This is a genomic window from Terasakiella sediminum (assembly GCF_033100395.1).
Classification (GTDB): domain Bacteria; phylum Pseudomonadota; class Alphaproteobacteria; order Rhodospirillales; family Terasakiellaceae; genus Terasakiella.
Window position 1 is genome coordinate 43,515 of record NZ_JAWLVJ010000014.1, and the last position, 26,626, is coordinate 70,140.

Below are 26,626 nucleotides of genomic sequence, written 5' to 3' on the forward strand. Positions count from 1 at the left end.
GGGGCGCAATAAAAAAGACGGTTGGTTCCTGTGTCTAAAACACTCTTTAAAGAAAATCTAAAGATCGATCTGGCGGAGATTGAACGGCTGGCCGAACGCATCAATGCCTTTGCCGACAGCCAGTCCATAGACACATCAACAACCTATAAAATCAACCTGGTGCTGGATGAATTGCTGACCAATATCATCAATTACGCGCAGGCAAGCGAACTCAACGTCTCTGCTGAAATTGATGATAAAACCCTGTGCTTTACCCTGCAAGACAACGGCACGGCCTTTAATCCGCTGACAGACAGCAAAGCCCCGGATACAGACGCCAGTCTGGAAGATCGAGAAATAGGCGGTCTGGGTGTGCATTTTGCCAAAACATTTATGTCCTCGCTTGATTATCAACGCGCGGGAACCACCAATATTCTAACGCTCACATTGGATTTGGACTGATGATCAGAAACTTGCGCCAAAAATCCCAACATCTTCTGGAACGCGGTCTGGTCCATGGCACGTTGGTACGCCTGTGCCTTTTATTTGTCGGCAGTTTCATCTTTATCCTGATGGGCACCGGGGCCTATTTTGTCGGGCTGTTTGATGATGAAAACAAGGCCGTAGAAAATATCGGCACCGATTATGGCGGCGGCTTTATCGATGCTTTCTGGTGGTCCCTGAAACATGCGATTGACCCGGGCACCTTTACAGGCGATTACGGGTCATCCTTTGTCATCGTGGTTTATGCGCTGATTATTACGCTAGGTGGTTGGGCTATCTTCGGTGTGTTCGTTGGTGTGATCTCCGCCAGCATTGAAAAGCGCCTTGCCCAACTGGATAAAGGCATTGGCCGTGTAGTTGTTTCTGATCATGTCCTGATTTTGGGCTGGAACACACGCGCACCTGCGGTCATTGCCCGCCTTTTTGAAAATAAAGCCAACCCGACCATTGTCGTGCTGGCCCCGCAAGACGTCCCGACCATCAGAAATGAATTGCGCCTAAGTGAACAGCTGGATTCAAAGAAAGCCCATAAAGTCACCTTCCGCCAAGGCGTGGTAACCAGTGAGCAGGAATTAAAAGGCGTATCGTTCGAACATGCTGAACGGATCATTATCCTTGCCAATGACGACCCGAACCAGGATGAAATCAGCAATGACATGGTCAGTATTGAACTGATCAGCCTGTTTGCCCATACCAAGACCTGGGTCAACGGCAAACCTCATATCGTTGCGGAAATTCTGGATGACAGCACACGCGAGATTGCCAACCTGGCAGGGGATCATCAAATCCCGGTCTTTACCTCCACCGACACGGTCAGCCGCATCATCGTACAAGCCTCGCGCCAACCGGACCTGTCCAAAGTCTATCTGGAACTGTTTTCCGGCGGCCAAAGTCAGTTGATGATGCAGCATGTGCCCGATTGCACAGGCATGGCTTTTATAGATATCCTCAATAAATTCCCCGAGGCAACCCCCATCGGGGTCTGTGACGTGCTGGATTTAGAAGACCGTCTGGTTCATATCCCGGACATCAACCCGCCAGCGGACCATATCATTGAAGAACAGGAAAAAATCATCCTGATCTCCAACAGTAAATCCATCCGCTTTGATAAAGATCAGGAAGCTTTCACGCCGTTAGATGCGATGGCAGAAAGCGGCAAAGCTTCAACACCCTTTGAACGCATCCTGATTTTGGGCTGGAATCAGGGGATTTATAAAATTCTTGATCAATATGCGACATATCTTCCGAAAGAAGATGGACACATCAAGGTCGTCAGTTCCTATGATGTTGAAAAAGCCCAAAACCTGTTGAAACATAAGGCCAAACGGGCGGTGGATACGGCCGAGGTCAAGCTGGAACAGGCAAACTATCTTGATCGTGACACCATGAAAGCTTTGCTCAAGGAAGATTATGACCGGGTCATTCTTCTGTCCGATCAATCCAAAGGGATCAAGGACCGCGATTCCATCATCAAGATGTCCCTGATCCTGCTGCAATGGGCGTTTGAAACACAAAACCTTGCCAAAACACCCCATGTCATTGCCGAAGTGATCGAAAACACAGGCATGCTGGCACGCCCGCCCTATTCACAGTTTGAACTAATTTCGTCCCCCGAAGTCGCCAGTCGCATGCTGACTCATTTCGCCCAAGAAAATGATTTGCGCACCATCGCAACGGAATTGCTCAATCCCTTGGGACAGGAAGTCAACCTACGCCCGGCGGTAGATTATGTTGAGCTGGACACTGCATTTAAATTTGGGCAACTTGTCCGAAGTGCGAAAGAAAAGGACCAAATCATTTGGGGCATCATCCGAGCAGAAAATAAAAAGATTATTCTCAATCCCGACAGCAATATTGAAATGACCCTGTCAGATGGGGATCAGGTGATTATCCTGTCTCATTAAGCTACCCCTTTTGAACAAGCCCCCCCCCTCCAAAAGGATTGTTGTCGCATTGGTCAACTTCGGGCAAAATAACGCCCAGAATCAAAAGGTAAGTTGAAGGGGATTGTTATGTCATCATCCATGGATGGGCTTTATGCCAAAGGCGTTGGCCAGATTGTTGACCAGTTACGTGCCGAATTCCTTGATGAAGTCAAAGAAACCCTGGAAACTCTGACCTTTATGATCGACGAGGTTCGCCGCGAACCCGATGATATGACAGAATTGGTCAGCGCCGTCCAAAAAGCCATGCTATCATTGAAAGGCCAGGCCCATAACTATGAAATGGCAGCCCTGGCAACTGTCGCGCTTCGCACCGAAGATTATCTCGCCAATGTCAAAACCTTTCCGCCACGCATGCTTGATGACATCCAGACCTTTGTGGAAGCCATGATTGATATCATCGAAAAACCGATTGATGACGAACATGACATTTCCAAACTGGTGCGTGGCCTGCCTGCCAAAGTTCGTCTGGATGATTCCATTCTGGATGTTCGCAATATCGAAGTTCTGCTGGTCATGCACCATGGGGCTGCCACCCACTTTGTCGAACGTGAAATGCAGGAATGTGGCTATCGCATTTCCACATGTACCTCCACGCTAGATGCATTGCCCCTGATTATCCGCACGAAACCGGATTTGGTCATCATCTCAGCAATGATGCCGGAACTGTCCGGGATTGATCTGGCATCCGGCCTTGCTGAAATGCCCGCGACGCGTAATATCCCAACCGCACTGATCACCAGCCTGCCGCAAGACGATCCATATTTGCAGCTTTTATCTGACCGTGTGCCGATCATTCATAAAAATGCCTCCTTTGGTGATGATCTTGCCGATGCGCTCAGTAAATTATTTTTAATTTAGCTTTCTCCTCCATTTGGATGAAGACGGCGCGTATGAAATGATATATTCTACAACTAATAGATTGATAAAAATCAACTAAAAGTAAACATGGATAACAGGTAAAGGCGCCGCGACACTATGACACAGACCATCAGCTACCGTTTTTTCGCCCCGAAAGAAGAACAGGTGCAGATCAATCTGAACTTTGATGACGAAACCTATCAGCTGCAAATTGATGAGAATGGGGAAAAGCCTGAGTGGGCGAAACTCTCCCATCAAAAATGTTCCAACTGTCCTTTGGGTGATGACGTTGAATGGTGCCCAGCCGCCTTGGGTGTTGCTCAGTTCCTGCCAGCGTTTAAAGCCAAGTTCTCCTATGAAAAAACCGTTGTAGAGGTTGAAACTCCGACCCGTACCGTCGTGACCAAGGCAACCTTCCAAACCGGGATTGCTTCTCTTCTCGGCCTTACTTGTGCCACATCAGGCTGTCCGCACACCAAATTTCTGCGTCCACTGGCGCGCTTCCACCTGCCCTTTGCGACCGAACAGGAAACAGTCTTTCGCTCCCTGTCCGCCTATCTCTTGATCCAATACAAAGAAAATCACGATCAAGGCAAAATCAAGCCGCTGACCTTCGATGGCCTGAACGATGCATACGCCACTCTTTCCATCGTCAACAGCTTTTTGGCCGAACGTCTGCGCGACGGGGTAGAACGTGATGCGGCCTTGAATGCGGTCATGATCCTGGATGGGTTCGCCCTCATCACACCGGAAAATACCGACGGGTCTTTCCTTGACCTTGAAGGCGTATTTGTCACCGAATAACCAAATTTATTGGTTTAACAACGCTTTAAATCATTTCTTAAGACTCAGTGGTCATTATCGCTATAATAAAGCGAAACTTTGTCTGTTGAATGGACAGTCATGACCACTGAAGAAGAAACAGAACTTTATAAGGCCCAGACGGATATCCGTCATTTAAAGAACACGATTTCTGCCCTGCGCGACGAGCTTGACAGCCAGACCGCCAGCAAGACAGAAGCCGTGCAAAAAGCCGTGGCTGACGCCCATCAGGACCACCTGCAACTGCAAAACACCGCCCAAGCCTTACGTGACGAACTTGAAAATATGCGCCGTCAAATGGATGACGCCGTCCAGCAGGCAAAAGCCGAAGCCCATGGCGAAATTGTTCAATTGACCAAGACAGCGCAGGCCCTGCGTGACGAACTTGAACGTATGCGCGCAGAAAAAGATGCCGAAGTGCAGCGCACACTGGCCGATGGCAAACAGGAAGCCCAGACCCTGATCCACACCGCACAGGCCTTGCGCGATGAAATGGAAAATCTGCGCACCGATAAAGAAGACACCGTCCAGCGCACCAAAGCAGACGGACATGGCGAAGCCTTACAACTCCAGCGCACCATTGGTTCCCTGCGTGATGAGATGGAACTGATGAAACACCGCTATGATGATGAACGCCAGGAATTGGAACGCACGTTTCGTGATGAAAATCAGCAATTACGTGATACTATTACAACATTGAGGGAAGCCTTGGAGGCGCAAAATGCCGGAAAGTAATTCCAGCACAGATAAGGATGTGGTTAAAAACATGGTAACTGCCAACACGGCGGAACTTGTTTTAAAAGTGTCCCATGACGTGGCAAAAGCCGACAGTCTGGACGAACAGCTGCGCATCATTATGGAAGCGGTGACCGCAGCCACCAATTCAGACCGTGGCACATTGTTCCTCAATGATTCCGCAACGAACGAGCTTTATTCCCGTATTGCCCTTGGTGATATCAAACGCGAAATCCGTATCCTCAATAATTCCGGTATTGCAGGTGCAGTTTATCAAACCGGCGAAGGCGAGATCATTGAAGACGCCTATGCCGACAAACGCTTTAACCACAGTGTTGACCACGCAACCGGCTATAAAACCGAAAATATCCTTTGTGCGCCAGTTCGCACCGTTAAGGGCGATATCCTTGGTGTTGCCCAGACCCTGAACAAGAAAGACGGGGCGGAATTCACGCAAGAAGATCTCGCCATCATGCAGGCGATTACCACGCAAGCTTCCATCGCCCTTCAAGGCACGCTCTTTATTGAACGCATGGAAAAGCTGCGCCTTCAGGAAGCTGAATTCCTCAATGTGGTGTCTGATGTATCGTCCGAGATCAATCTAGGTCCGCTGTTGCAGATGATCATGACCGCCATCACCAAGATGTTGCAGGCTGATCGCTCCACCCTGTTCCTGAATGACGAAAAAACCAACGAGCTTTATACACAGATCGGGCAAGGCCTTGGCGCCACCAACATCCGCCTGCCCAATCACTTGGGCATTGCAGGCGCGGTTTATACCTCTGGACAGACCATCAACATCCCATATGCTTATGCGGACCTGCGCTTTAACCCGGCCTTTGATAAACAGACAGGATATTTCACCCGTTCCATCCTCTGTTGCCCGGTTTTGAACAAGGACGGCAAAGTGATCGGGGTGACCCAGGTGCTCAATAAAAAAGGCGGTCCGTTTAATGACGAGGACGAACAACGTCTGAAGGCCTTTACCTCCCAGATCGCAGTGGGGCTGGAAAATGCCCAGCTCTTTGCTGATGTTCAGCAGATGAAAAACTATAACGAAAGCATGCTGGAAAGTATGAGTAACGCCGTTGTGACCTTCGATGAAGAAGGCACGATCGTGACGTGTAACGCAGCGGGTTTACGTATTCTACAAGTCAAAGCCGAAGACATCATCGGCAAAAAAGATGATGAATTCTTCGTCAATGACAATGTATTTGTGGTTGAACGTCTGCGCACCGTGCGCGATGAAAACGAAGGCGATATCTTCCTGGACGCCGTGTTGAAAATTGGCCCGGATGCCGAAGAAACATCGGTCAACATCACCACCTTGCCGCTTTTGGATGATGACTCCAAAGCCATCGGTACCATGATCATGATGGAAGACATCAGTTCAGAAAAACGCATGAAATCGACCATGTCGCGCTACATGGACCCGGGCCTGGCCGACAAGCTGATGGGCGGTGGTGAAGAACTTCTGGGTGGTCAAAGCAGCGTGGCGACCGTGCTGTTCTCCGACGTTCGAAGCTTTACAACATTATCCGAAGAACTGGGTGCACAAGGGATTGTAAGCCTGCTCAATGACTATTTCACCGTCATGGTGGATTGTTTGAACGAAGAAGGCGGCATGCTGGATAAATTCATCGGCGATGCCATGATGGCCATCTTCGGAACACCCTTTCCTCATGAAGATGACCCGGACCGCGCCGTTCGCTGCGCCATCGACATGATGGTCAAACTGCGCGAATTTAACGCGCAACGTGCCGCCAAAGGCCTGATGGAAATTGACATCGGGATCGGGTTGAACACCGACAACGTGGTTTCCGGTAACATCGGCTCGCCCAAACGGATGGACTATACAGTCATCGGCGATGGCGTAAACCTGGCAGCCCGCCTTGAAAGCGGCACCAAACAATATGGCGCCCATATCCTGATTTCTGAATTTACGTTTAAGGCGCTGAAAGGCACCTATCGCTACCGCGCCATGGACCATGTGGTGGTAAAAGGAAAGACCGAACCGGTCGCCATTTACGAGCTTCTGGACTACCACACCGAAGAAACCTTCCCCAACATGATCGAAGCCCTTGATCACTTCCGCGACGGCATCGAATGTTATCGCAAAGGCACCTGGGACGACGCCATCGCCAAATTCCGCCGCGTGCTGGAACTGAACCCGAAAGATAAAGGCTCAGAGATTTACATTGAACGCTGCGAGCATTTGAAAGCGAACGTCAAACCGGAAGAATGGGATGGTATCTGGGTGATGACGTCGAAGTAGGGTTGCCTTGCAAAGTTGTTGCATTCTCGGACGCGATATCTAATCGCGAACATAACTCGGTAACTATTCACAGAACTGATCATTCTACCTCAAATGACAGACTAACTAAACAGGTCAAGCCCCGGCAAACACCATTCGTCGGGGTTCAGACAATGATGCAGATAAACTGCAAGCCCTGCATCCCCCGTCATCAATGAAAAACGTCTTTGTCCATATTGTGCACGGTGTTCTTGAGATTGTTGTATGGCATGAGATGCAAATGCTCTAGCTTTGTCCAACCAGTGGGACTTACCATCTCTATGGTACATTGCTAGGAACGCATACCCATTTCCAGCGGTTCCATGGCAGATACCGGGGCCTTTCGTAAGTGGACCTGCATGCCAAACCAATGCGCTAGCTTCAGCTAACAATGTATCTAAGGCGGGCCTTTTTGTCTTTGGTACTGCACTCAAGGCAGTCACAATGCCCGCTGCCCCATGACACCATTGGACAAACAATCGGCCTTTGATCGGCGGAGCGCTGGCAAACCAGTTCACCATACCATTTTCATGCAGAGCATAGGACTTGAGGGTTTCTATAGTGCGGTCAATGGCGTTAGTGATATGATTATCAGATAATAGATCAGCACCTTGCAATACCACGTTCAAATTTCCAGCGATACCATGGCAGGCGCCAAAATAGGAGCGTTTTTGTCCAAAAATATCGTTATCCCAAAGCCATCCAGAACCATCAGCAACTTGATACCAGTTCAACCAAAGAGCTTCAGCTCCATGTTTAAAAGCAGACTTCCAACAATCCTCATTTGTAGCGCGATAGAGAGCCAGAGCAGCATACATCATCCCAGTCTGCCCGCTCGTAATCTCATGGGCGGGGTGATCAAGAAGTCTTGACATGCACTGTCGAGCTCGGGTCTGAATGAGTTTATCCGTCGGATCACTCAGAATTGCTGGTACAAGAATGCCTAGCTCGCCGACTTGAAGTCCCATTTCTACCGCACCAAGGTCCGGGTTCTTTAGAAAGTTACGATAGATTTGAGGCAACTGATCACGAAGATCTAAAGTTGAGTACCCACTTCTACGTAAAATTTCCGTTGCAACGACAACTCCTGCAGCACCCGCGTACAATGCCCATTTTGTATCCTGCTGCAAGTAACTTTCAGCATCCAGTGGGTGCAAAGGCCAACCTCCATCCCACTGCTTGGCGATTCGAATTTCATCTAAGATTCTAGCTATTTCTACGTACGCATCTTGGGCTGACCAAGGTCTGTCTGTCAGGTCTGTATGGCGCTCAAAGTCATAAAGAGATGTCATAGGTTTAGTATTTACTTAAGTTTATGAAATAATTTCACTCTTTACCGAAAAAGAAGCCTTCTTCAGAAATGTCTAGGGCTATACACTCTCCGCAAGCGCCCGCTTAGCAGAAAAAGACTTCAACGAACACCCAATCGGACCCCCATGCGCGACCTCTTCCAGTGGTTTCTCTATCGCATATTTGGAAAAAATTTGCGCATCAAGACCAGTAGACCGTAGGCAATTGACAGGAATTCCAATAAAGGGAGCTCTAGGATTTTTCATCATATTCCCAAAATGAAGACCTAACAACTCGGTTAATTTCAGCCCCTTCATTAATAGCTTGATAATAAGGCCGAGGAGGTCTCCATTTTATATCAACGGAACGTTCAATCCAATTCTGATTGCTCAGTATTTTGAGAGAGTTTGAAAGCGCTCTATCCGTGATTGGATTTAAATCCAGTTTCAGATCAGAGAATTTCTTTGGCTGGCTCACAACCGCTAAAACCGGAATGGTCCAGGCCTTGCGCAGAAGACTGCTACCTGTCTCATCCAAGGTAATTTCGTCAATTTCTTTAGCCACTGTCGCGACAACCTCCCCCAATTGAGTTAAGCGGAATTCTGGTCTTAAGGGATGACCATGACCGGGGTTGCGTTCCAGAAGGTTTAAACTCTCCAGATGCCGTAATGAATGCACAAAAGTGGTTCGGCTGGCACCTGAGGCTGCCAGCAATGCCGCTTGGCGTCCGGGAACGCCGCGATGCATTAAAGATAAGATTTTCAGTGACCACGCTTTGGATGTCACCTTGACAAGCAATGAAATGTCCATAAAATATAGTATATATACTTTTAATTATCAGGGAAAGTTTTATGTCAGTTATTGAATTGGATAACACGATCACACTTGCACTCTCAGTCAGCGACAGACATGCAAGCGCCAAATGGTATCAGGACAATCTCGGTTTTGAAGTTATCTACCACGCTGATGATGTTGGCTGGAGCGAACTGAAAACAAAAACCGACGGCGTCACACTTGGCCTGGGTGAGCAAACAGAACCGGCACCAGGTAATTCAGTCCCTGTTTTTGGCATCGGCGATATTGATGTTGCACGCAAAGCACTCGAAAATGTAGGCGTTAAATTCGATGGGCCTACAGAAACCATTGAAGGCATGGTCAGTACAGCCACCTTCTACGACCCTGATGGAAATGCGTTGATGCTGGCACAAGATTTATCGACATAGCAGGCCGTATGGGTCATTCCGGCGACACGTGCCTAATTCCCCCTTGATGACATAGAATTTTCCACCTAAACCTTCACATCCCGGTCACGCAAAGGCACATCGACCCAGAACACGCTGCCCTTGCCGACGTCGCTTTCAAAACCAATACGGCCGCCTAAAAGTTCAATGATTTGTTTGGTGATGGTCAGGCCGATGCCAGTGCCTTCAATATGGCCAGCTTCCAGCCCCAGGCGCTCAAACGGTTTGAATAGACCGTCCTGCTTTTCCTCCGGGATACCGGGGCCTGTGTCCTGAACCTTGATCCGCACCAAGTCATCCTCGTGCAGCACCTCGCATGTCAGGGTCACGGTGCCGTTTTGCTGATTATATTTAACCGCGTTGGAGAGCAGGTTAAGCAGAACCTGTTTCAGACGGGTGCTGTCAGTCCAGACCTGGGGAAGATCATTGCTGTTGATCTGATCAATAATCTGGATACCTTCTTTTTCAGCCCGTGTCTGGATCAGGCTCAGGGTTTGCTCAACAACTTCGCCGACTTCAACTTGTGCGAAATTCAGCGACATGCGCCGAGCCTCGATCTTGCTCAGTTCCAGGACCTGTTCGATCAGTTCCAGCAAATGTTTGCCGCTCTTTAAGATCAGGTCAACATAGGCGCTTTGTTTGTCCGTCAGTGGCTCACTCGTTCGATATTGCAGCAATTGCGCGAAACCGAGGATCGCATTCATGGGCGTGCGAAGTTCATGGCTCATGGAAGCGAGGAATTCGGATTTGGCCCGGTTTGCTTCGATGGCTTCCAGCTGCGAACTGCGAATGTCGCTTACGTCTTTTGTGGACGACAGAATATAGGGCTGCCCGTCTTTTTGCACGATACAAGCCGACATAATCCCCGGCCATAAGGAACCATCTTTCTTGCGGAAATTCGACGCCAGATTAACCAGAATGCCATCATTTTTTAGACCGGAGACCAGCTTGTCTCGATCCTCATCTTTCTCCCACAGGTGAAGGTCCAGGGTATGTTTGCCGATGACCTCTTCACGGGCATATCCGGTCGTTTGGCAAAAGCCGTTATTCACATCGACACACAGCCCGTCATTCAGGCTTGTGATCATAAAGACATCAGGAATAATCTCGTAAAAACGGCGAAAAATCTCTTCACTTTCCTTGAGCTTATTTTCCGCATTTTTAATCTCGGTAATATCCTGAGCAAAAGAAGAAACGCCGATAGGAATGCCATCCTCCCCAATCAAGGGCGCATTAAACCATTCACACAAAATCCTGCGGCCATCTTTAGTTATATTCTCGTTAATGCTATGACTGCCGCCCGTCTGGTTTAACAAGGCATTGAAAATCTCATCAACCCGATCATGAAGATCTTCATGAATAATCAAATTTTTTGGGTTTTCGCCAATTGCTTCCTGATTGCTGAAACCAAAAATTTTCTCAGCCGCCGGGTTCCACCCGACACAATGAAACTCTCTGTCCCATGAAATGGCGGCCAAAGGTGTTTTTTCAAGGTAGAGGGACAAGCGTTTTTGACTATCGCTTAAATCGTTTTCCAGATTTATGCGTTCTTCCAATTCCTCGCGCAATGCACGGTTTTGGCAAATCAGATAGGAAATAATGCCCCCGGCAATAACGCCGATTACAGCAAATACAATAACATCCAGCAGATCAAGCTGCAGTCTCCCCGAAATCACGGAGTGCACAAACGCAGAGATTACGCCAAGCAGCGCGCCCCCCAATACTCCAGCCAAAACCAGAGATTTGCCCTTTTGGTGAATTTTCAACACGTCTTGCGCCTTCAACCAACTGGAAATTATAGACCCCGATATAAAATAGAACACCAAGAAGCTGTAGACAACGGAATTTAAAAAGCAACCTGCATATTCCCCCCCTTGTTACAAAAACATGAAAAGCGCTCACAAACTTGTGAGGTGTGATGAGGATCACGCCATCAGTCTGTTTCTTAAGCTTTAATTGCTGCTGTATCGGGGTCACAGAACGTGGCCTATCAAGAGGTGAGTTCGTGTAACTTTTTCGGAGCAGAGAATATGCCCACACCAACCGAACTTTTAAACCAAGCCAACCGCCAAGTTGGCTTGAGTGACCCTTCCCTTGCCGTAGGATTAAGCGGCGTCGTGGATTGGTCAACCCAAATGGCATTCCTTGATATTGCAAAAATGATGCGTCCCTGGAGCACATCTGTAAACGGGCAATATCATACCTATGAAGACCTTGAAGAAGGCGGCTATTTCGCAGATGGCGTTCTGGACGAAAACGGCTGGCCAACGGAAATTCCGGCAGGATTAGACGGATTATCAACCCTATGGGCCTGGGGCGATAATCAAAATGACACTGCCGCAACTTCCCGCATTGGCCGATATGTCGTGAATTACGAAGGTGAAGGCACCCTTTCTTTCGCAGGCGACGTCACCATCATCAACGAAGAGCCTGGCCGCATTGTCTTTGATAATACCCGTGGGGACACCATGATCCTGTCTATCACGGACACCGACCCCAATGACACAGGCAATTATATCCGTGATATCTCCATCGTGAATGAAGATCATCTGGCCTTACATGAAGCAGGCGCGCTTTTTAATCCGGATTGGATTGACCTGATTGAAGATATGCGTGAATTCCGTTTTATGGACTGGATGGATACCAACAATTCCACCACACAAGAATGGACGGACTATACCAGTCTGGATGCTTATACCTATTTCGGTCAGCCACCCATTGAAACCATCGTTGCGTTGGGTAATCAAACTGGAACGGATATCTGGCTAAACATCCCCCATTTTGCAACGGACGAGCTGATCACCAACCTTGCCACTTATGTGCGCGATAATTTTGACCCTGCCCTGAAAGTCACGGTCGAGTTTTCCAATGAGATGTGGAATTCCGCCTTTGGCCATACGGTTGAATTTGACCAGATCGCCATGGAAGTCTTCCCGGATGCGTACCCTTACGAAGCCCGGCTGAATTATTTCGGGCAGCGCACAGCCGATACCATGAAAATCTGGACCGATGTGTTTGGTGATGAAACCGCAGACCGTCTGGTGCGTGTTGCGGGTTCCATGACCGACAACACCTGGGTTAGTGAACAAATCCTTTATGCGCCCTATGCGGAACAACAAGGTGATCCGGACTTTGAACCACCCCATACCTATTTCGATGCCCTGGCGGTAACCACCTATTTTGGCGGGGCCATTGTCACGGATGAAACCCAGTTCAACAATCTGGTTGCGGCCATTGAAGACCCGAATGTGGATGCCTTTGCTTATCTGGCAGATCAGTTACGCGACCCAACGGTTGACAGCTCCATCCCGCAAGTTCTGGAAGCCTTGGCACAGCAACGTGCCTTGGTCGATCGGCTTGATATGGACCTTTTGGCCTATGAAGGCGGACAGCATGTCCATCACTTCTTTGCCACCAGCGGGAATGCAGCGCAAATCACAGACTTCATGATCGAATTCGTCAGATCAGACCATATGGCAGACCTTTATCAGGACCTCTGGGACGGTTGGGCCGAAGTGGGCACAGGTCCCTTCATGCAGTTTGGCGATGTGGGCGAACCGGGCCTTTACGGGTCCTGGTCCATGTATGAAGATCTGGCAAACACCAATCCACGTGCGGAACTACTGGAAGAATTAAACGCCACAACCACCCTGACCTGGGAAGATCGCGGTGGCGATCATTTCCAGCAGGGCGTGATTGAAGAAGGCACGGCAAGTGCTGACACATTGATCGGCACGACCCAGGAAGATTTCCTGATCGGATCAGACGGGGACGACACCCTTGTCGGTGGTCTGGGCAATGACGGCCTGCATGGTGGTGACGGCCAAGATCATGTGATTTTAAATGGCAGTGTTGAGGATTACAGCTTCACAGCCATTGAAAATGGTTATCTTTCCGACGGGCTGGATGGTCTGGATCGGCTGATTGATATAGAATATGTCGATTTTTCCGATGGCAGTCAGCTTCAACTGGATACAGGCGAGATTACCCCACCTGAAGAAGACCCAGGTGAAACCCCGCCAGAAGACCCGCAAATATTTATCGGCACGGCAGAAGCACAGCAATTCGTTGGCACTGATGCGATTGATACGGTCAGCTATAAAGCGTCTGAAAACAGGATTGTTCTTGATCTCGCAACCGGGGAAGGTCGCAAAGGCGATGCAGATGGCGATACCTATGAAAATATCGCCAACATCATCGGGGCAGATCATGAAGGCGAAGGTGATTTCCTTCGTGGTGATGACGCCGACAATGTCATCATGGGGCTGAACGGCCATGACAATATCGCAGGCGGCGGTGGTGCCGACACCCTTGATGGCGGGGAAGGCTGGGATTTCCTAAGCTATTCTTCCTCAGGTGAAGGCGTAACCATCGACTTGACCACTGGTACGGGCCATGGCGGTGATGCCGAAGGCGACGTCCTTTCAAACTTTGAAGGGATTGAAGGATCCTACCATGACGATATCCTCATTGCCGGAAACGACGGCGTCTTCCTGACAGCCGGTGAAGGCAATGACACTTTGGTTTCCGGTTCCGGCGATGACGCCATGATGGGTGGCCTGGGGGCTGATACTTTTGTCCTGCAGGGGGCGGCCATGGATATCATCAAGGATTTCAATCAGGAAGATGGCGATATGATTGATATCTCAGCCTTCCTTAATAACTATGATGAGACACGTGATGACCTGTCCAACTTCGTGCAGATCACCCAAGAAGGCACCAGCACCATCATTAGTATTGATGAAAGCGGGTCTGGTCATGGCTATAGCAGCATTGCAACCCTGTGGAATACGCAAGAGAACACAAGTCAAAGCCCAGATATCAGTGCCTCCCTGATCCTGAGCTAACATAAGGCCAGGCGGGAAAGGATCTCTTTCCCGCCAAAGGTCGTATATGATCGCATGCATATTCATGGCACAGTTTATCGTCATTGATGAAGGAACTTTCCCCATGCGCATGCGACTAGCTGTTTTTACTTTCATCCTGTGTTTGATTTTCACGACGCAAGCCTTTGCAGAGGAAAAATCCGTTTATCTGGAGGACACGGATCAAAAGCGTCTGAAGATCGCAACGCTCACTCTGACAGGCAATACCTACACCCTCGCCTTCATTGATGCCCCGTTTGGTGACTATTTCCTGTCCATGCGCCCCTTTCGCTGTATCGAAAATGTCGGGATGGTTTGCCACCAACCCTACCCCTACGATTTGAAAAGAACCTTATCAGACACAGATCTGCGCCCGCTTGAATATGACCTGCTGTTCATCGCGCGAAAGCCCGGCGAATATGGCATTGATCCTTATAATGGACGTTATTTCAAACTCAGTAAAACCGATAACGGATTTGACGGGATCATTCATGCAGTTGATCTCAATATTCTCGCCTCACCCCCGGATGACAGGGTGATCTACCCTATTGATGATGACGTGCTGGATGAACTGGAAGCCGAAAGCGCCCAATATCCCAAACTGATCATCGAATAAAGATTGCACCCAAACTTTCAACGATTTAGGCTAAGTCATTGTCTTGGCATTTCCTTTGTTTGAAAGTTTGCGATCAATGAAAAAGATTTTCACGATGGGTCTGGCCCTTTGTGCCATGGGTGCCCTTTCAGCATGCGGCAACACCTCGGACCAGACTGTTCAGGAAACACCAAAAGAAGTTCAGGATCAGATTGATCAACTGATCCGCCTCGGCGATAAAACCCGTCAAAGCGGGGATTACCGAAATGCCCTGACCTTTTATCAGCGCGCCTTCAGTCTGGATGCGAATAACAGAACGACCCTTTTTCTTTTGGCTGAAACATCCCGGCGCCTTGGCGATGTGCGTGCGGCAGAAGGCTTATATGCCAATGCCCTGGCGCGCACCCCGAATGATGTTGAAATCCTGACCCGTTACGGAAATGCATTGGTTGAACTGGATAAATTGCCCCAGGCCATCATCCAGTTTGAAAAAGCACTGGATGTTAATCCGGATGATGAACGTGTGCTCAGCAGCCTTGGTGTGGCTTACGATATGCAGGGACGCCACGATGAAGCCCAGACACTTTATCAAAAATCCATTCAAATCGCCCCGGATAACTTAAGCGTTCTTAATAACTACGCGCTGTCCCTTGCCCTTTCCGGGGAATATGACAAAGCAATCACAGAGATTGGCACCTATGCCAATGACCCGCAGGCCCCGGCACGCCTGCGCCTCAACCTCGCGCTGATCTACGGCTTAAAAGGTGATATGAAAATGGCAGCGCAGATCGCCGGGCAAATCTTGGATAAAGAGTCCGTTGAGAATAATTTAAAAATATACTCTCAATTGAAAAATTTATCCCAAGCGGCGCGCAAAAAAGCTATACTCGGCAAATAAAACGATAATTTGGGGGAGCGGTTTTTGAAATTCCGCTTTAAATTACGCACACATTTGGGGACCGCCTTTGTCGGGCTAACCCTTTTCGTCGGCCTGATCCTCGGACTGATTTCCTATCTGCAATCCGAACAGATCATCCAGAATTTAACGACGCAGACCTTTCTGCGCATCGAAAATGAAACCATTCTGGAAACCAAAAATCTGTTTTCCCCTGCCCAATCCGCCGTCGAACTGATGGCAAACCATGCGATCACCCAGGATGAAACCTGGGATGAGCGACGCAGCCATATCAGTTTTTTATTCAGCGCCCTTGATACCGCCCCCAACATCACCTCGGTTTACATCGGTTATGAAGATGGTGATTTCCTGCTGGTGCGCCGCCTGCCCAAAGATACAGATCACCAGACCAAGTTTAGTGCGCCTGAAAATACCGCCTATATCGCCCAAAGCATTGATCGTGAAGGTGATAGTGTTATGGGCCTTTATGCCTATTTCCATGCCGATCACAGTTTGATCCATCAGGAAATGCGCCCGGATTATAACAGTTACGATCCCAGAAAACGCCCTTGGTTTATCAGTGGTAGCCAGACGACCCGCTCCATCATCACAGCGCCTTATGTATTTTTCACTACACAGGAAGTGGGTTCAACCGTTGCCAAACAGGCACGTTTTTCCAAGGCGATTGTGGGGACCGACATTACGCTTCAGACACTGGCAAATACGCTAAGCGGATTTAAGATCACACCGGGGACCGAAGTCACCTTGCTGGATGGGTCCGGCCATGTGGTTGCCTACCCTGATCGGTCCAAAGGAGTGATCAAAACAGATAAAGGCGTTACCCAGGCCCATCTGAATGATTTGCATGTTCCCGTCCTTTCCAAACCCTATAAGACGTTTTTAGACAGCCCTAAGGATAAATGTTCCCTTGAAATTAAGCTGGACGATAAACAATGGCAAACCCTCATCGCCCCCATCCCGGTAAATGAGGAAACATCCTATATCCTCGCCCTCGCCGTGCCCGAAGATGAACTGCTGGCTGATGTGAATGCGTTGTTGGAAAAAGCCGCCCTTTTATTGCTTCTGGCGCTGACCTTCATCTGTTTGGTCTCTATTTTCTTAGGTCAATGGCTGGCGCGCCCCATCAAAACCCTGGTCGATGAAACGGAAGCCATCAAACGCTTTGATTTTTCCCGCCCGATCAATATTCGTTCCACCATCACCGAAGTAGATATTCTCGCGCAATCCATGGGGACGATGAAATCCACCATTCAGCAGTTTGTCGATATTAACGAAGCTATTTTAGCAGAAGATGATTTTGATACATTGCTGAACCTGCTGCTGGATAAAACCGTGCAAGCCTCCGGCGGTGATGCCGGGGCAATTTATGTGCTGAGCAACGATGAAAGCCAGCTAAAACCCGCAAGCCTTTTGCTAAATGGCAAGGCTGCCAAAGCCCCAGACCTGCAGCGTCTGGAAATGGATAATCTGCCAAATTTCATCCGTAACGCCATTACCAGCCAAATACCAAAACAGCAGAAAGTTACCCCGGATACATCCTTTACCCTTTTGGAAACCTTGCTAAAAAACAGCCCACAATCCTGCTATCTGGTGGCTGTGCCGCTGTTTAACCATGAAAAGGAACTGGTCGCCCTGATCCTGATGGTGCATGACGGCAAGATGGATACGGCGCATCTTGATTTCGTCCGTGCGCTGTCCAATACGGCGGCCATGTCAGTCGATACCCGTCAACTGATCGTCGCGCAAAAGAAACTGTTTGATAGCTTCATCCGTCTGATCGCTGGGGCCATTGATGCAAAAAGTGCTTATACGGGCGGGCATTGCGCGCGCGTGCCGGAACTGACCAAGATGATGGCACGTGCAGCAGAAAAAGAAACAGACGGTCTATTCAAAGACTTCCAGCTTGATGACGAGGAATGGGAAGAAGTTCATGTTGCTGCCTGGCTGCATGACTGCGGCAAAATGACCACCCCGGAATTTGTCATCGATAAAGCCACCAAGCTTGAAACTATTTATGATCGCATCCACGAAATCCGCATGCGCTTTGAGCTGATCAAAAAAGAAACCGAATGTGACTTCTGGCAAGCCAAAGCCCAAGGGGAAACGCCTGAACCGATTGAGGCAACGCTCAGGCAACTGGATGAAGATTTCGCCTTTATCGCCCAATGTAACGAAGGCGGGGAATCATTGGCCGAAGGCAGTATCGAACGCCTAAAAGAAATCGCCAGCCGCAATTGGACGCGCACACTGGATGACACCATCGGCATTTCTTATGAAGAAAAACAACGCAAAACCTATCCTGGTAACAAAGTGACCTTGCCTGTGAAAGAAGCGTTACTGGCGGACCGCGCCGACCATATTTTTACTCGCCCCAAACAGGATGTCCTGATGGCCGATAACCCTTGGGGCTTCAAAGTCGATGTACCGGAACATCTTTATAACCGGGGGGAACTTTATAACCTGTCCATCAATAAAGGTACCCTGACCCCGGAAGAACGCTTTAAGATCAACGAACATATCATCCAGACCATCAGCATGCTGGAAGAACTGCCTTATCCCAAACATCTGCAGAATGTCCCGGAAATCGCAGGTGGTCATCATGAAACCATGGACGGACGCGGCTATCCCCGACAGCTGAAAAAAGAAGATATGTCCCCGGTTGCGCGCATGATGGCCATCGCTGATATTTTCGAAGCCCTTACTGCCATTGACCGCCCTTATAAAAAAGGTAAAACCCTTTCTGAATCCATCGAGATTTTATCTTACATGCGCGATGATAATCATATCGATGGCGACCTCTTTACCCTGTTCTTAAAGTCCGGCGTCTATCTGGAATATGCCAATAAATTCATGCAGAAAGATCAGATTGATGAGGTGGATATTGATCAATATCTGACTTAAAAATCCGGAAAGACCTCAATCGCGCGGATGATTGCCGGGCCCAGCAAGACAATAAACAGGGCGGGCATAATGAAGAGGATCATCGGCACTGTCAGGGTAGCAGGCAATTTGGCAGCTTTTTCTTCCGCCTTTAACATACGCTCGGTTCTGAATTCTGAACTTAAAACCCGCAAGCTCTGCGCCAAAGGTGTGCCATATCGTTCCGTCTGTTGCAAGGTGCCAACCACAGCGCGCAAGCCCTGCATGTCGGTCCGTCTGTTCAAATTTTTCAAAGCTTCTGAACGGTCCGGCAAAAAGCCGAGTTCCATTGCGGTCAGCCCCAATTCTTCCGCCATTTCGGGGTTTGCCGCCATCATTTCGTGCGACACCCGTTTCAGGGCCATATCCAGACTTAAGCCAGCTTCGGCACAGACAACCAACAGATCAAGCGCATCTGGCAAGGCTTTTTGCAACGCTTCTTTTCGTTTTTGAGCCGCATTGGACACATAAACCTTCGGTGCATACATCCCTGCCAGAATGGCACCACAAGCCACCAGCATCCGCCCCATGGGCTGCAGGTCGGACATTTCCAGCACATATAGCCAGAAAAAGGCCAGCGCCCCAAACGTAAGTGGCAGGGAAACACGCAAGAAGAAATAGATAGTCACAGCTTCTGAACTGCGATAGCCCGCCTGTGCCAGATCATCAGCGATTTTTTCGGCTTCACGGCTGCGAAGAACATTCAGCTTGGCAACAATCGCGGTGGCAAAATTCATCAGTTGCGGGCGGCTGAGACCATGCTTGTTGGCTTTTAAGGTATCATCCTGCAAAGCCTTTTGCTGCGCCTGAATGGCACGCATCCGTTTGCCTTTGACATCGCGCACCATCAAGGCATTCCAGACGAAGATCACGATAAAAAAGGCCTGCAGGCCAGCGCCCCAGATGATCAGGGTTTCAGCGGGTATTGAAGCAAAATTGCTCATATCTCAAACCTCACCATCTTGAACATAACCAGCGCACCGATACCAATCGAACTCAACGCACCAACCGTCAGAGCAATGCCTGTATCACTGTTAAACAACGGCGCGGTATAGCCAGGGCTTAAAACTTCCAGAATGGCGAACATGGCAAAAGGCAGACCACCAAGGATATAGGCACTGGCGCGTGCTTCTGATGCAAGCGCTTTGACTTTCAGTTTCATGGTCTGGCGCTGACGTAAAATCTCACTTAGGTTTTCCAGTGTTTCTGCCAGATTACCGCCTGTTTCAGACTGCACAACAAGACTGATCACAAAGAAATTAAACTCTGCATTATCCAGCCGTTTGGCTGCTTTCCACAAGGCATCTTCCATAGTCTCCCCAATTTTCATGGCTTCGGAAATGCGGGAAAATTCAGCCGCGACTGGGCCCTGCATTTCATTTGAGACAATGGTGATGCCTTCAGTGACCGGAAGGCCGGATTTCACCGCACGGACAATCAGATCAATCGCATCAGGAAAGACTTTGGTAAAAGCCAGATTGCGTCGGCTGATCAGGATATCGATCACCATATGCCCGCCCCCTAAACCTATGCCGATCCCACCAAAAAGCGAAATCATCACATTCAGTTCCATGACGATAAATAAAACGGACCCGCCAACCAGCGCCATGATCACATTGATGGCAATAAAAAGACCGGGGCCAATTCCCAGACCCGCACGGGCAAGTCGATGTGCAAGGACTTGCGAGCTGGGCAACAGCTGTTTCACCACTTTATCCAGACCGGGTGATGCTGTTTTTTCCGCCTTGAAGGCAGAGGCATTCATCACAACATCGGGCATTTCATCACCCATGCGTTGACGCAGCGTTTTAAGGCGTTTCTGCATGCGTCGGTTTTTACCCAGCACACTGTCAGCAATCGCAAACAGGATGAACAAAAGCGTCACCCCCACCGCTGTCATTATGATGAGTTCCTGTGACATATCACACCGCCATTGCTTCCATCAGCGCACGGCCAAGACCGAAATATTCTGCCCGGTCCATAAAGACGGGACGCAACCCTGTGGATACATAACGCCCGGTCAGTTTGCCATTGGCATCTTCGCCATCAAATTCGTACTTGAACAAATCCTGCGTGGTAATAATTTCGCCTTCCATCCCAACGACTTCGGTGACATGGGTGATGCGACGCACGCCGTCGCGCATCCGTGAAATTTGCAAGATCAAATCAAGCGCGTTTGAAATTTGCGCACGCACCGCTTCGTTGGGCAGTTTGACACCCGACATGGCCACCATATTTTCCATCCGAGTCAGTGCTTCGCGGGGACGGTTGGCGTGCAGGGTGCCGAGAGACCCGTCATGACCTGTATTCATCGCCTGCAGCATATCCAATGCTTCTGATCCACGAATTTCGCCCAAAATAATCCGGTCCGGGCGCATCCGAAGGGCGTTTTTCACCAGTTCGGTCTGGGAAATCATCCCGTCGCCTTCCAGATTAGCCGGACGTGTTTCAAGGCGGACCACATGGGGTTGTTGCAGCTGCAATTCCGCTGCATCTTCAATGGTCACCACCCGTTCACCATGGTCAATCATTTGCGACATGGCGTTTAACAAGGTGGTTTTCCCCGACCCTGTTCCACCAGAAATCAGGATATTCAAACGGCAGCGCCCGGCAATTTTCAAGACCCGACACATGGCATCTGACATATTCTGTGTTTCCACCATCCGATCCAGCGTAATGCGCATTTTGGGGAATTTACGAATGGAAATGCTGGGCCCATCAATGGCCAACGGCGGGATGATGATATTGACGCGCGATCCATCTTCCAGACGCGCATCACACAAAGGGCTGCTTTCATCCACCCGACGGCCAATGCGCGACACAATCCGGTTGGCGATATTCATCACATGGGCATTGTCGCGGAAGGTCACATCGGACACTTCCAGCTTACCACCGCGTTCCACATAAACCTGTTTCGGCCCATTAACCATAATGTCGGTGACGGCTTCATCGGCGAGGAGCGGTTCCAGCGGCCCAAGCCCCAACATGTCATTCAGCAACATGGTGATCAGGTCGCGCTGTTCCAGTAAATTCAGTTGAAGGCCCTGTTCAGAAAGGATGTCGGAGACAACATCAGTCAATTCATCGGCCAGTTCATTGCGCGGCATTTTTGATGCCACACCCGCATCAATGCGTTTCAGGATTTCAGGCTGAACGATGTTTTTGGCATTATCCACACTGTCACGGCTGGCTTGTGAAATCAGTTCTTTTTCTGTCACGAGATCAAGCACCCCATCATCAACCATCGGTTCGATCCGGCGCTGCGGTTTGCGGGCAGGTTCTGCCGTGTTACGTGCACCAAAAACGGCGCGTTGTTGTCCTGTTTCTCCTAAGGGCATGGATGCCTCCCAACATAAAAAAGGGCTTTTCCTTTATTCTCTTCAGCGTAAAGAAAAAGCCCGATCTATGCTGTGATGGCAATCACTTGGAGTTGAACAATTTGCGCCAGATGGACGTTTTTTGCCCTTCCTCATCCTCGTTTTTAAACAGATCAAACAGGGGTTTCATGGCCTGTGCTGCTTTTGATTTTACAGCCACTTTTACTAACGCCGCCCCCTGAAGTTCTGCAGCGGCAAAACCCTTCGGATCAAAAGGAATTACTGTTTGCAAAGTCAGTTCGGTTCCGGCTTCAAATTCCTTCACCGCCAATTCGCGTTCCTTGTTTTCACCTGCCCGGTTTGCGACAAGGGTCAACTGATCATCGATCATATAGTTTTTGGCAAAACGTGAAATGCGAAGGCTATCTCGCATCCCGGTTAGCGACAAGTCACTAACCACAATCATGCGCCCGATTTTTGCCAACATATCCCCGCAGACAGGCAGCAAATCACGCGGCACATCCAACACCACCACATCAAATTTCTGGCGCAACCGTTCGATCAGCAGATCAAGGGCAGCACTGTCAAAGTTGGTCGTCTGGGAAATTTCGGTCTCACAGGACAGAATACTCAAGGTTTCATCCACCTTGACCATGGCGCGATCCAGAAACAGGGAATCAATTCGGCTCGGATTTTCCAGGGCTTCACGGAAACCCTTACCCGGTTCCAGATCAAGCGACAGGGCAACGGTGCCAAAATGCAAATCCAGATCCACAACAGCCACCCGTTTGTGTTTATGCTGCGACAAATCCCAGGCAAGGTTTAGCGTCAGGGATGTGGCCCCCGCCCCACCCAAGGCACCAACAACAGAAATCACATCGCCTTCGGCCTCAAGCTCTGGCTGCGGGGCCTCTTCCACCACCTGGCAGGCACGTTCCACTGCATGTTCCAATGTGGCGGGGTCGATGGGTTTAAGTAGATAATCTTCCACCCCCATATCCAGCAGTGTGCGATACAGCACCACGTCATTGGTTGTGCCCAGACACAACAGACGCACCCCCGCATCACAAACAGAGGCCAATTCATTGATACTTTCCACGGCATCCATACAGTTGGTCAAATCGATCACCAGCAGTTCCGGCGTCGGAATATCACTTAAGGTCTGAACGGCCAGATCAATCCCGCCATTAAAAATCCGGCTGTCGTCCCAGCCCTGCAACTTGACGATTTCGCCAAAAGATCGACTGGTGATGTCATCCTGAATGAAGGCCATATAAGGTTCAGCATCCATAGACGTGTTTTCTTTCATGATCGCGCTCATTCTTCCTCACTCCCCTCTGAACTCACTTCACGTGGTAAGCGATATTGGGTCATGGCATTGGATAAGACCGTAGCATCCGGATGGGTCAGCCCATGGGGTTTCACCAGATCACGTGGATTGCCGATCATCAATGCAAGGTTTGCGGCTTGTGCACAGCCAAAGTTGGAATGAACCTGATTGTTGTAAGTCTGGTTTGGATGATCCGACCAGTCCGGGCAATTGGGCACTTTGACGGTATAGCTATGCAGCGTCACCCGCACGGTCTGCAAGGCTTCCTGATCAGTTGCGCGTTTAAAGGCTGGTTTCAGACCAAAGCGTTTCAGGTAAGCAGCGATTTTTTCCGCCCTGCGTTCTGCCAGGGCTCCGCCATTTTCGGCGACATCCACATAAATTTCATCACGACGATTAAGATCATGGGTCATGATGAAATTTTCAATCACGCGGCGATCTTTTTTGGACAGCGTGCTTGATCCATAATCAAAAACAATATCAAAGCTGGTCTGGCTTTCTGTCACAATCGGTTCACGCGCGCTGCGTACATCGCTGAAATCTTCCACATTCGCGCACCCCATCAGGATGAGGCTGCAAAAACCAAGGGTGAATATTTGGGTTTTCATGATCCTGATCCTTTCTTAATTCAGTGCAAAGCCAACCGGGCCAATAAGCTTGCGCCCTTTTTTATCAACGTGCAGACCATTGCCGACCTGTGGATTGCGACGATTTGCCCCACCAACAAAAATCCGTTCGATATCATGAGGGGCGGAATAGCCATCGGTTGGCAGGCTGGCTTTGGCATGCGTGATGGGTTTTACCAGATAAGGGGTAATGATGATCACCAGTTCACTTTCTTCACGTTGAAAACTATCTGATCTGAACAGGCTTCCCAGGATCGGAATATCGCCAAGACCCGGGAATTTGGACAGATTATGCCCGGTTTTATTCTGCAACAAACCAGCAATAGCAAAACTTTGACCACTGCCCAGTTCCACCGTTGTTTTGGTTTTGCGGGTGGTCAGCGACGGAATAACATAACCATCCAGCGTGACCGAACTGGTTTCAGATAAGGAACTGACTTCCGGTTCCACCTGCAGATTAATGCGGCCGTCATCCATCACGACGGGTTTAAAGGACAGACGCACGCCATATTCACGAAAATCAATGGATGGACCGTCATCACTTGGGACCAGAATGGGGAATTCGCCGCCCGCCAAGAAGCTGGCTTCTTCCCCACTCATTGCTGTCAGGTTTGGTTCTGACAAGATGGTCACAAGGCCTTCATCTTCCATAGCATCCAACACGCCGCTGATGTCGTTGGTGGTGACACTTAATGTGCTAAGACCCTGTGCAAACGAATTGCTACCAACCAGCCCAAAGGAAAAGGCGCTGCCGATTGACCCCACCATATTCCAGTTAAATCCAAGGCGTTTATCGATATCGCGTGAGACTTCGGCAATGCGCACACGCAAATTCACCTGATTAAGCGCATCCACCCGCAAACGGTTGATCACCCCGGTTTCAGACGGGCTGAACCGTTTGGCGATTTGATTGATATCTTCCATTTCGCGTGCAGAATTAATCACCCCATCCATGACAAGTGTGCCATTGATGCTGCTGAACTGAACATCTGCATCCGGCACGGCATGCATGACGGCTTTATGCAGGTTTTTAAGATTATGGGTGACATTCACGTCCATATTGGCAAGCACGCGATCTTCCCCATCCACCGCATAAAGCGTTGTTGTGCCCACGTTTTTGCCGAACAAATAGACCAATGTTGGTGATTTCACCTGAACATCAGCGACTTCAGGATTGGCGATAAAGACAGATGTGGCGGCGCGCGACAGACGGATCAGGCGGCTTTTATTCAGTTCAACCGACAGAGATGTTTGTGCAGAGGGCAGGATCTCCACCCCATAAGCTGTGCCTGCACCAACGGCTGTAAAAACAGCTATTGTCAGGACCAGGGTCAGCTTTTGTAGTTTTTCGATGAAGGTCAACATTGCACCCTCCTTTACATCTCGTCTTATTGGTTCTTATTTAAATTCTTGTGTCGTACTTTTTGATCCGCGATGGACCTGCACTTTGCTGGAAGCCGATGATTTTTCGCCAGTGACGCTCGGGGCATATTTCGCCATTTTCTGCCAGAAGAAATTCACGTCCACATCGGTGGTCAGGCTCATATCATCGTCCAGTTCCAAACGCGGGATAGAAGGATGATTGTTATATTGATCAAACCCACCGATTTTATGTTTCAGCTGATCCACAGGCGCATTCATCATCGGGATATCTTCCGCCAATATGGTTGTTTCATCGGCGATGGGGCGCAGAGATAAAGACAGTTTGCCAATCTGTGTGGCAAGGGCCACTTTTTCAGCTTGTTTCGGGGTCACTTCCAGGGTTGCACTTTTGGCAACTTTTGCTTCACCTTCAGACTGAACCGCAGACTGATCTTTACCGATCACGCGTACGTTTTTCAGCAAAGTTTCGGTGAAATAGAATTTACGTTTCAGAATTGACTCTTCTCCTTCCGGCTTCAAGGTGATGCTCAGCAGCAAATCAACCTTATCACCGGGAAAGACAAATCCACCCACACCGGATGTGGCGCTTAACGGGACGGTGACTGCGCGCATGCCCGGTGTCAGGACCGCCGCCATAAAGCCTTGTTCCCCGGAACGCACCATGGCAGAAGGAAGAAGCGGTTGGCCCGCAGGGATGCGGCTTCGAATGACAGAGCCGACAAAATCTTCAATATCCACATCGCCTTTTTTCAGCATACGATCACCGACGGCATCTTCTGGCCATTCCTGCCAGGTCAGTTTTTCTTTCAGAACAAAACTGCCGGGGATCAGATCGGCTTTGGCGACCAGAATTTCCACGTGGTCTTCAGTTTTCATCTGAATTTTAGGGACAGAGGCCATAATCTGCGCACGTTCAGACGCCAACCAGTTTTGCGCCAACATGGCGGTCCCACCTGCAGAGATAAGGGCCAGCAAAAGTAAAATGATGATACGTACAGACATTTGAT

Annotated in this window: 21 protein-coding genes; 11 read left to right on the top strand and 10 right to left on the bottom strand. The window is 49.4% G+C overall.

The window, feature by feature from the left end; translation table 11 throughout:
• Positions 1-30: 30 nt before the first annotated feature.
• The 6 genes from RYZ26_RS12200 to RYZ26_RS12225 all read left to right on the top strand — a co-directional run bounded on the left by RYZ26_RS12200 (position 31) and on the right by RYZ26_RS12225 (position 7,119).
• On the top strand, positions 31-441 hold the full coding sequence (locus RYZ26_RS12200) for an ATP-binding protein (protein ID WP_317683493.1): 411 nt from the start codon (positions 31-33) through the stop codon (positions 439-441).
• The gene (locus RYZ26_RS12205) at positions 441-2,387 is read left to right on the top strand and encodes a CASTOR/POLLUX-related putative ion channel (RefSeq protein WP_317683494.1); all 1,947 of its coding nucleotides are present in this window, start codon (positions 441-443) and stop codon (positions 2,385-2,387) included. The genes RYZ26_RS12200 and RYZ26_RS12205 overlap by 1 nt, the downstream gene beginning before the upstream one ends.
• Positions 2,388-2,495: 108 nt before the next feature.
• On the top strand, positions 2,496-3,287 hold the full coding sequence (locus tag RYZ26_RS12210; RefSeq protein ID WP_317683495.1) for a hypothetical protein: 792 nt from the start codon (positions 2,496-2,498) through the stop codon (positions 3,285-3,287).
• Positions 3,288-3,404: 117 nt separating this feature from the next.
• On the top strand, positions 3,405-4,091 hold the full coding sequence (locus RYZ26_RS12215; RefSeq protein WP_317683496.1) for a DUF6901 family protein: 687 nt from the start codon (positions 3,405-3,407) through the stop codon (positions 4,089-4,091).
• Positions 4,092-4,190: 99 nt separating this feature from the next.
• A complete protein-coding gene (locus RYZ26_RS12220; RefSeq protein ID WP_317683497.1) occupies positions 4,191-4,844 on the top strand; it encodes a coiled-coil domain-containing protein in 654 nt (217 codons plus the stop codon).
• Complete coding sequence (locus tag RYZ26_RS12225) at positions 4,831-7,119, top strand: GAF domain-containing protein (RefSeq protein ID WP_317683498.1); 2,289 nt, start codon at positions 4,831-4,833, stop codon at positions 7,117-7,119. Before RYZ26_RS12220 ends, RYZ26_RS12225 begins: the two co-directional genes overlap by 14 nt.
• A gap of 101 nt (positions 7,120-7,220) precedes the next feature.
• Here RYZ26_RS12225 and RYZ26_RS12230 read toward each other — a convergent pair whose 3' ends face one another.
• Entirely contained in the window at positions 7,221-8,429 is a 1,209-nt protein-coding gene (locus tag RYZ26_RS12230; protein WP_317683499.1) for a lanthionine synthetase C family protein, read from the bottom strand.
• Positions 8,430-8,679: 250 nt separating this feature from the next.
• Positions 8,680-9,237, bottom strand: a complete 558-nt coding sequence (locus RYZ26_RS12235) for a winged helix-turn-helix transcriptional regulator (RefSeq protein WP_317683500.1) — start codon at positions 9,235-9,237, stop codon at positions 8,680-8,682.
• A 41-nt stretch (positions 9,238-9,278) separates the two neighbouring features.
• On the opposite strand from RYZ26_RS12235, the gene RYZ26_RS12240 reads away from it, so the two are divergent.
• Positions 9,279-9,650, top strand: a complete 372-nt coding sequence (locus RYZ26_RS12240) for a VOC family protein (RefSeq protein ID WP_317683501.1) — start codon at positions 9,279-9,281, stop codon at positions 9,648-9,650.
• 65 nt (positions 9,651-9,715) lie between these two features.
• Here RYZ26_RS12240 and RYZ26_RS12245 read toward each other — a convergent pair whose 3' ends face one another.
• Positions 9,716-11,437 carry a PAS domain S-box protein gene (locus RYZ26_RS12245; protein WP_317683502.1) on the bottom strand — a complete coding sequence of 574 codons (1,722 nt, stop codon included), beginning with the start codon at positions 11,435-11,437 and terminating at the stop codon, positions 9,716-9,718.
• A 261-nt stretch (positions 11,438-11,698) separates the two neighbouring features.
• On the opposite strand from RYZ26_RS12245, the gene RYZ26_RS12250 reads away from it, so the two are divergent.
• From RYZ26_RS12250 to RYZ26_RS12265, 4 genes are all read left to right on the top strand, one after another.
• On the top strand, positions 11,699-14,515 hold the full coding sequence (locus RYZ26_RS12250; protein ID WP_317683503.1) for a calcium-binding protein: 2,817 nt from the start codon (positions 11,699-11,701) through the stop codon (positions 14,513-14,515).
• Positions 14,516-14,579: 64 nt separating this feature from the next.
• Positions 14,580-15,149: a hypothetical protein gene (locus tag RYZ26_RS12255; RefSeq protein ID WP_317683504.1), complete on the top strand. Its 570-nt coding sequence runs from the start codon at positions 14,580-14,582 to the stop codon at positions 15,147-15,149.
• A gap of 76 nt (positions 15,150-15,225) precedes the next feature.
• Positions 15,226-16,026, top strand: a complete 801-nt coding sequence (locus RYZ26_RS12260) for a tetratricopeptide repeat protein (RefSeq protein WP_317683505.1) — start codon at positions 15,226-15,228, stop codon at positions 16,024-16,026.
• A gap of 24 nt (positions 16,027-16,050) precedes the next feature.
• On the top strand, positions 16,051-18,945 hold the full coding sequence (locus tag RYZ26_RS12265; RefSeq protein WP_317683506.1) for an HD domain-containing phosphohydrolase: 2,895 nt from the start codon (positions 16,051-16,053) through the stop codon (positions 18,943-18,945).
• Here the strand turns inward: RYZ26_RS12265 and RYZ26_RS12270 are convergent.
• The 7 genes from RYZ26_RS12270 to cpaB all read right to left on the bottom strand — a co-directional run bounded on the left by RYZ26_RS12270 (position 18,942) and on the right by cpaB (position 26,621).
• Positions 18,942-19,907 carry a type II secretion system F family protein gene (locus RYZ26_RS12270; RefSeq protein ID WP_317683507.1) on the bottom strand — a complete coding sequence of 322 codons (966 nt, stop codon included), beginning with the start codon at positions 19,905-19,907 and terminating at the stop codon, positions 18,942-18,944. The genes RYZ26_RS12265 and RYZ26_RS12270 overlap by 4 nt on opposite strands.
• Positions 19,904-20,884, bottom strand: coding sequence for a type II secretion system F family protein (locus RYZ26_RS12275; RefSeq protein WP_317683508.1), 981 nt, complete (start codon positions 20,882-20,884; stop codon positions 19,904-19,906). Before RYZ26_RS12275 ends, RYZ26_RS12270 begins: the two co-directional genes overlap by 4 nt.
• A gap of 1 nt (position 20,885) precedes the next feature.
• Complete coding sequence (locus RYZ26_RS12280) at positions 20,886-22,301, bottom strand: TadA family conjugal transfer-associated ATPase (RefSeq protein ID WP_317683509.1); 1,416 nt, start codon at positions 22,299-22,301, stop codon at positions 20,886-20,888.
• An 82-nt stretch (positions 22,302-22,383) separates the two neighbouring features.
• Complete coding sequence (locus RYZ26_RS12285; protein WP_317683510.1) at positions 22,384-23,601, bottom strand: CpaE/TadZ family protein; 1,218 nt, start codon at positions 23,599-23,601, stop codon at positions 22,384-22,386.
• Entirely contained in the window at positions 23,598-24,218 is a 621-nt protein-coding gene (locus RYZ26_RS12290; protein WP_317683511.1) for a CpaD family pilus assembly lipoprotein, read from the bottom strand. Before RYZ26_RS12290 ends, RYZ26_RS12285 begins: the two co-directional genes overlap by 4 nt.
• A 15-nt stretch (positions 24,219-24,233) precedes the next feature.
• A complete protein-coding gene (locus RYZ26_RS12295) occupies positions 24,234-25,601 on the bottom strand; it encodes a type II and III secretion system protein family protein (protein ID WP_317683512.1) in 1,368 nt (455 codons plus the stop codon).
• A 33-nt stretch (positions 25,602-25,634) separates the two neighbouring features.
• Positions 25,635-26,621: a Flp pilus assembly protein CpaB gene (cpaB, locus tag RYZ26_RS12300; RefSeq protein WP_317683513.1), complete on the bottom strand. Its 987-nt coding sequence runs from the start codon at positions 26,619-26,621 to the stop codon at positions 25,635-25,637.
• Positions 26,622-26,626: the final 5 nt, after the last annotated feature.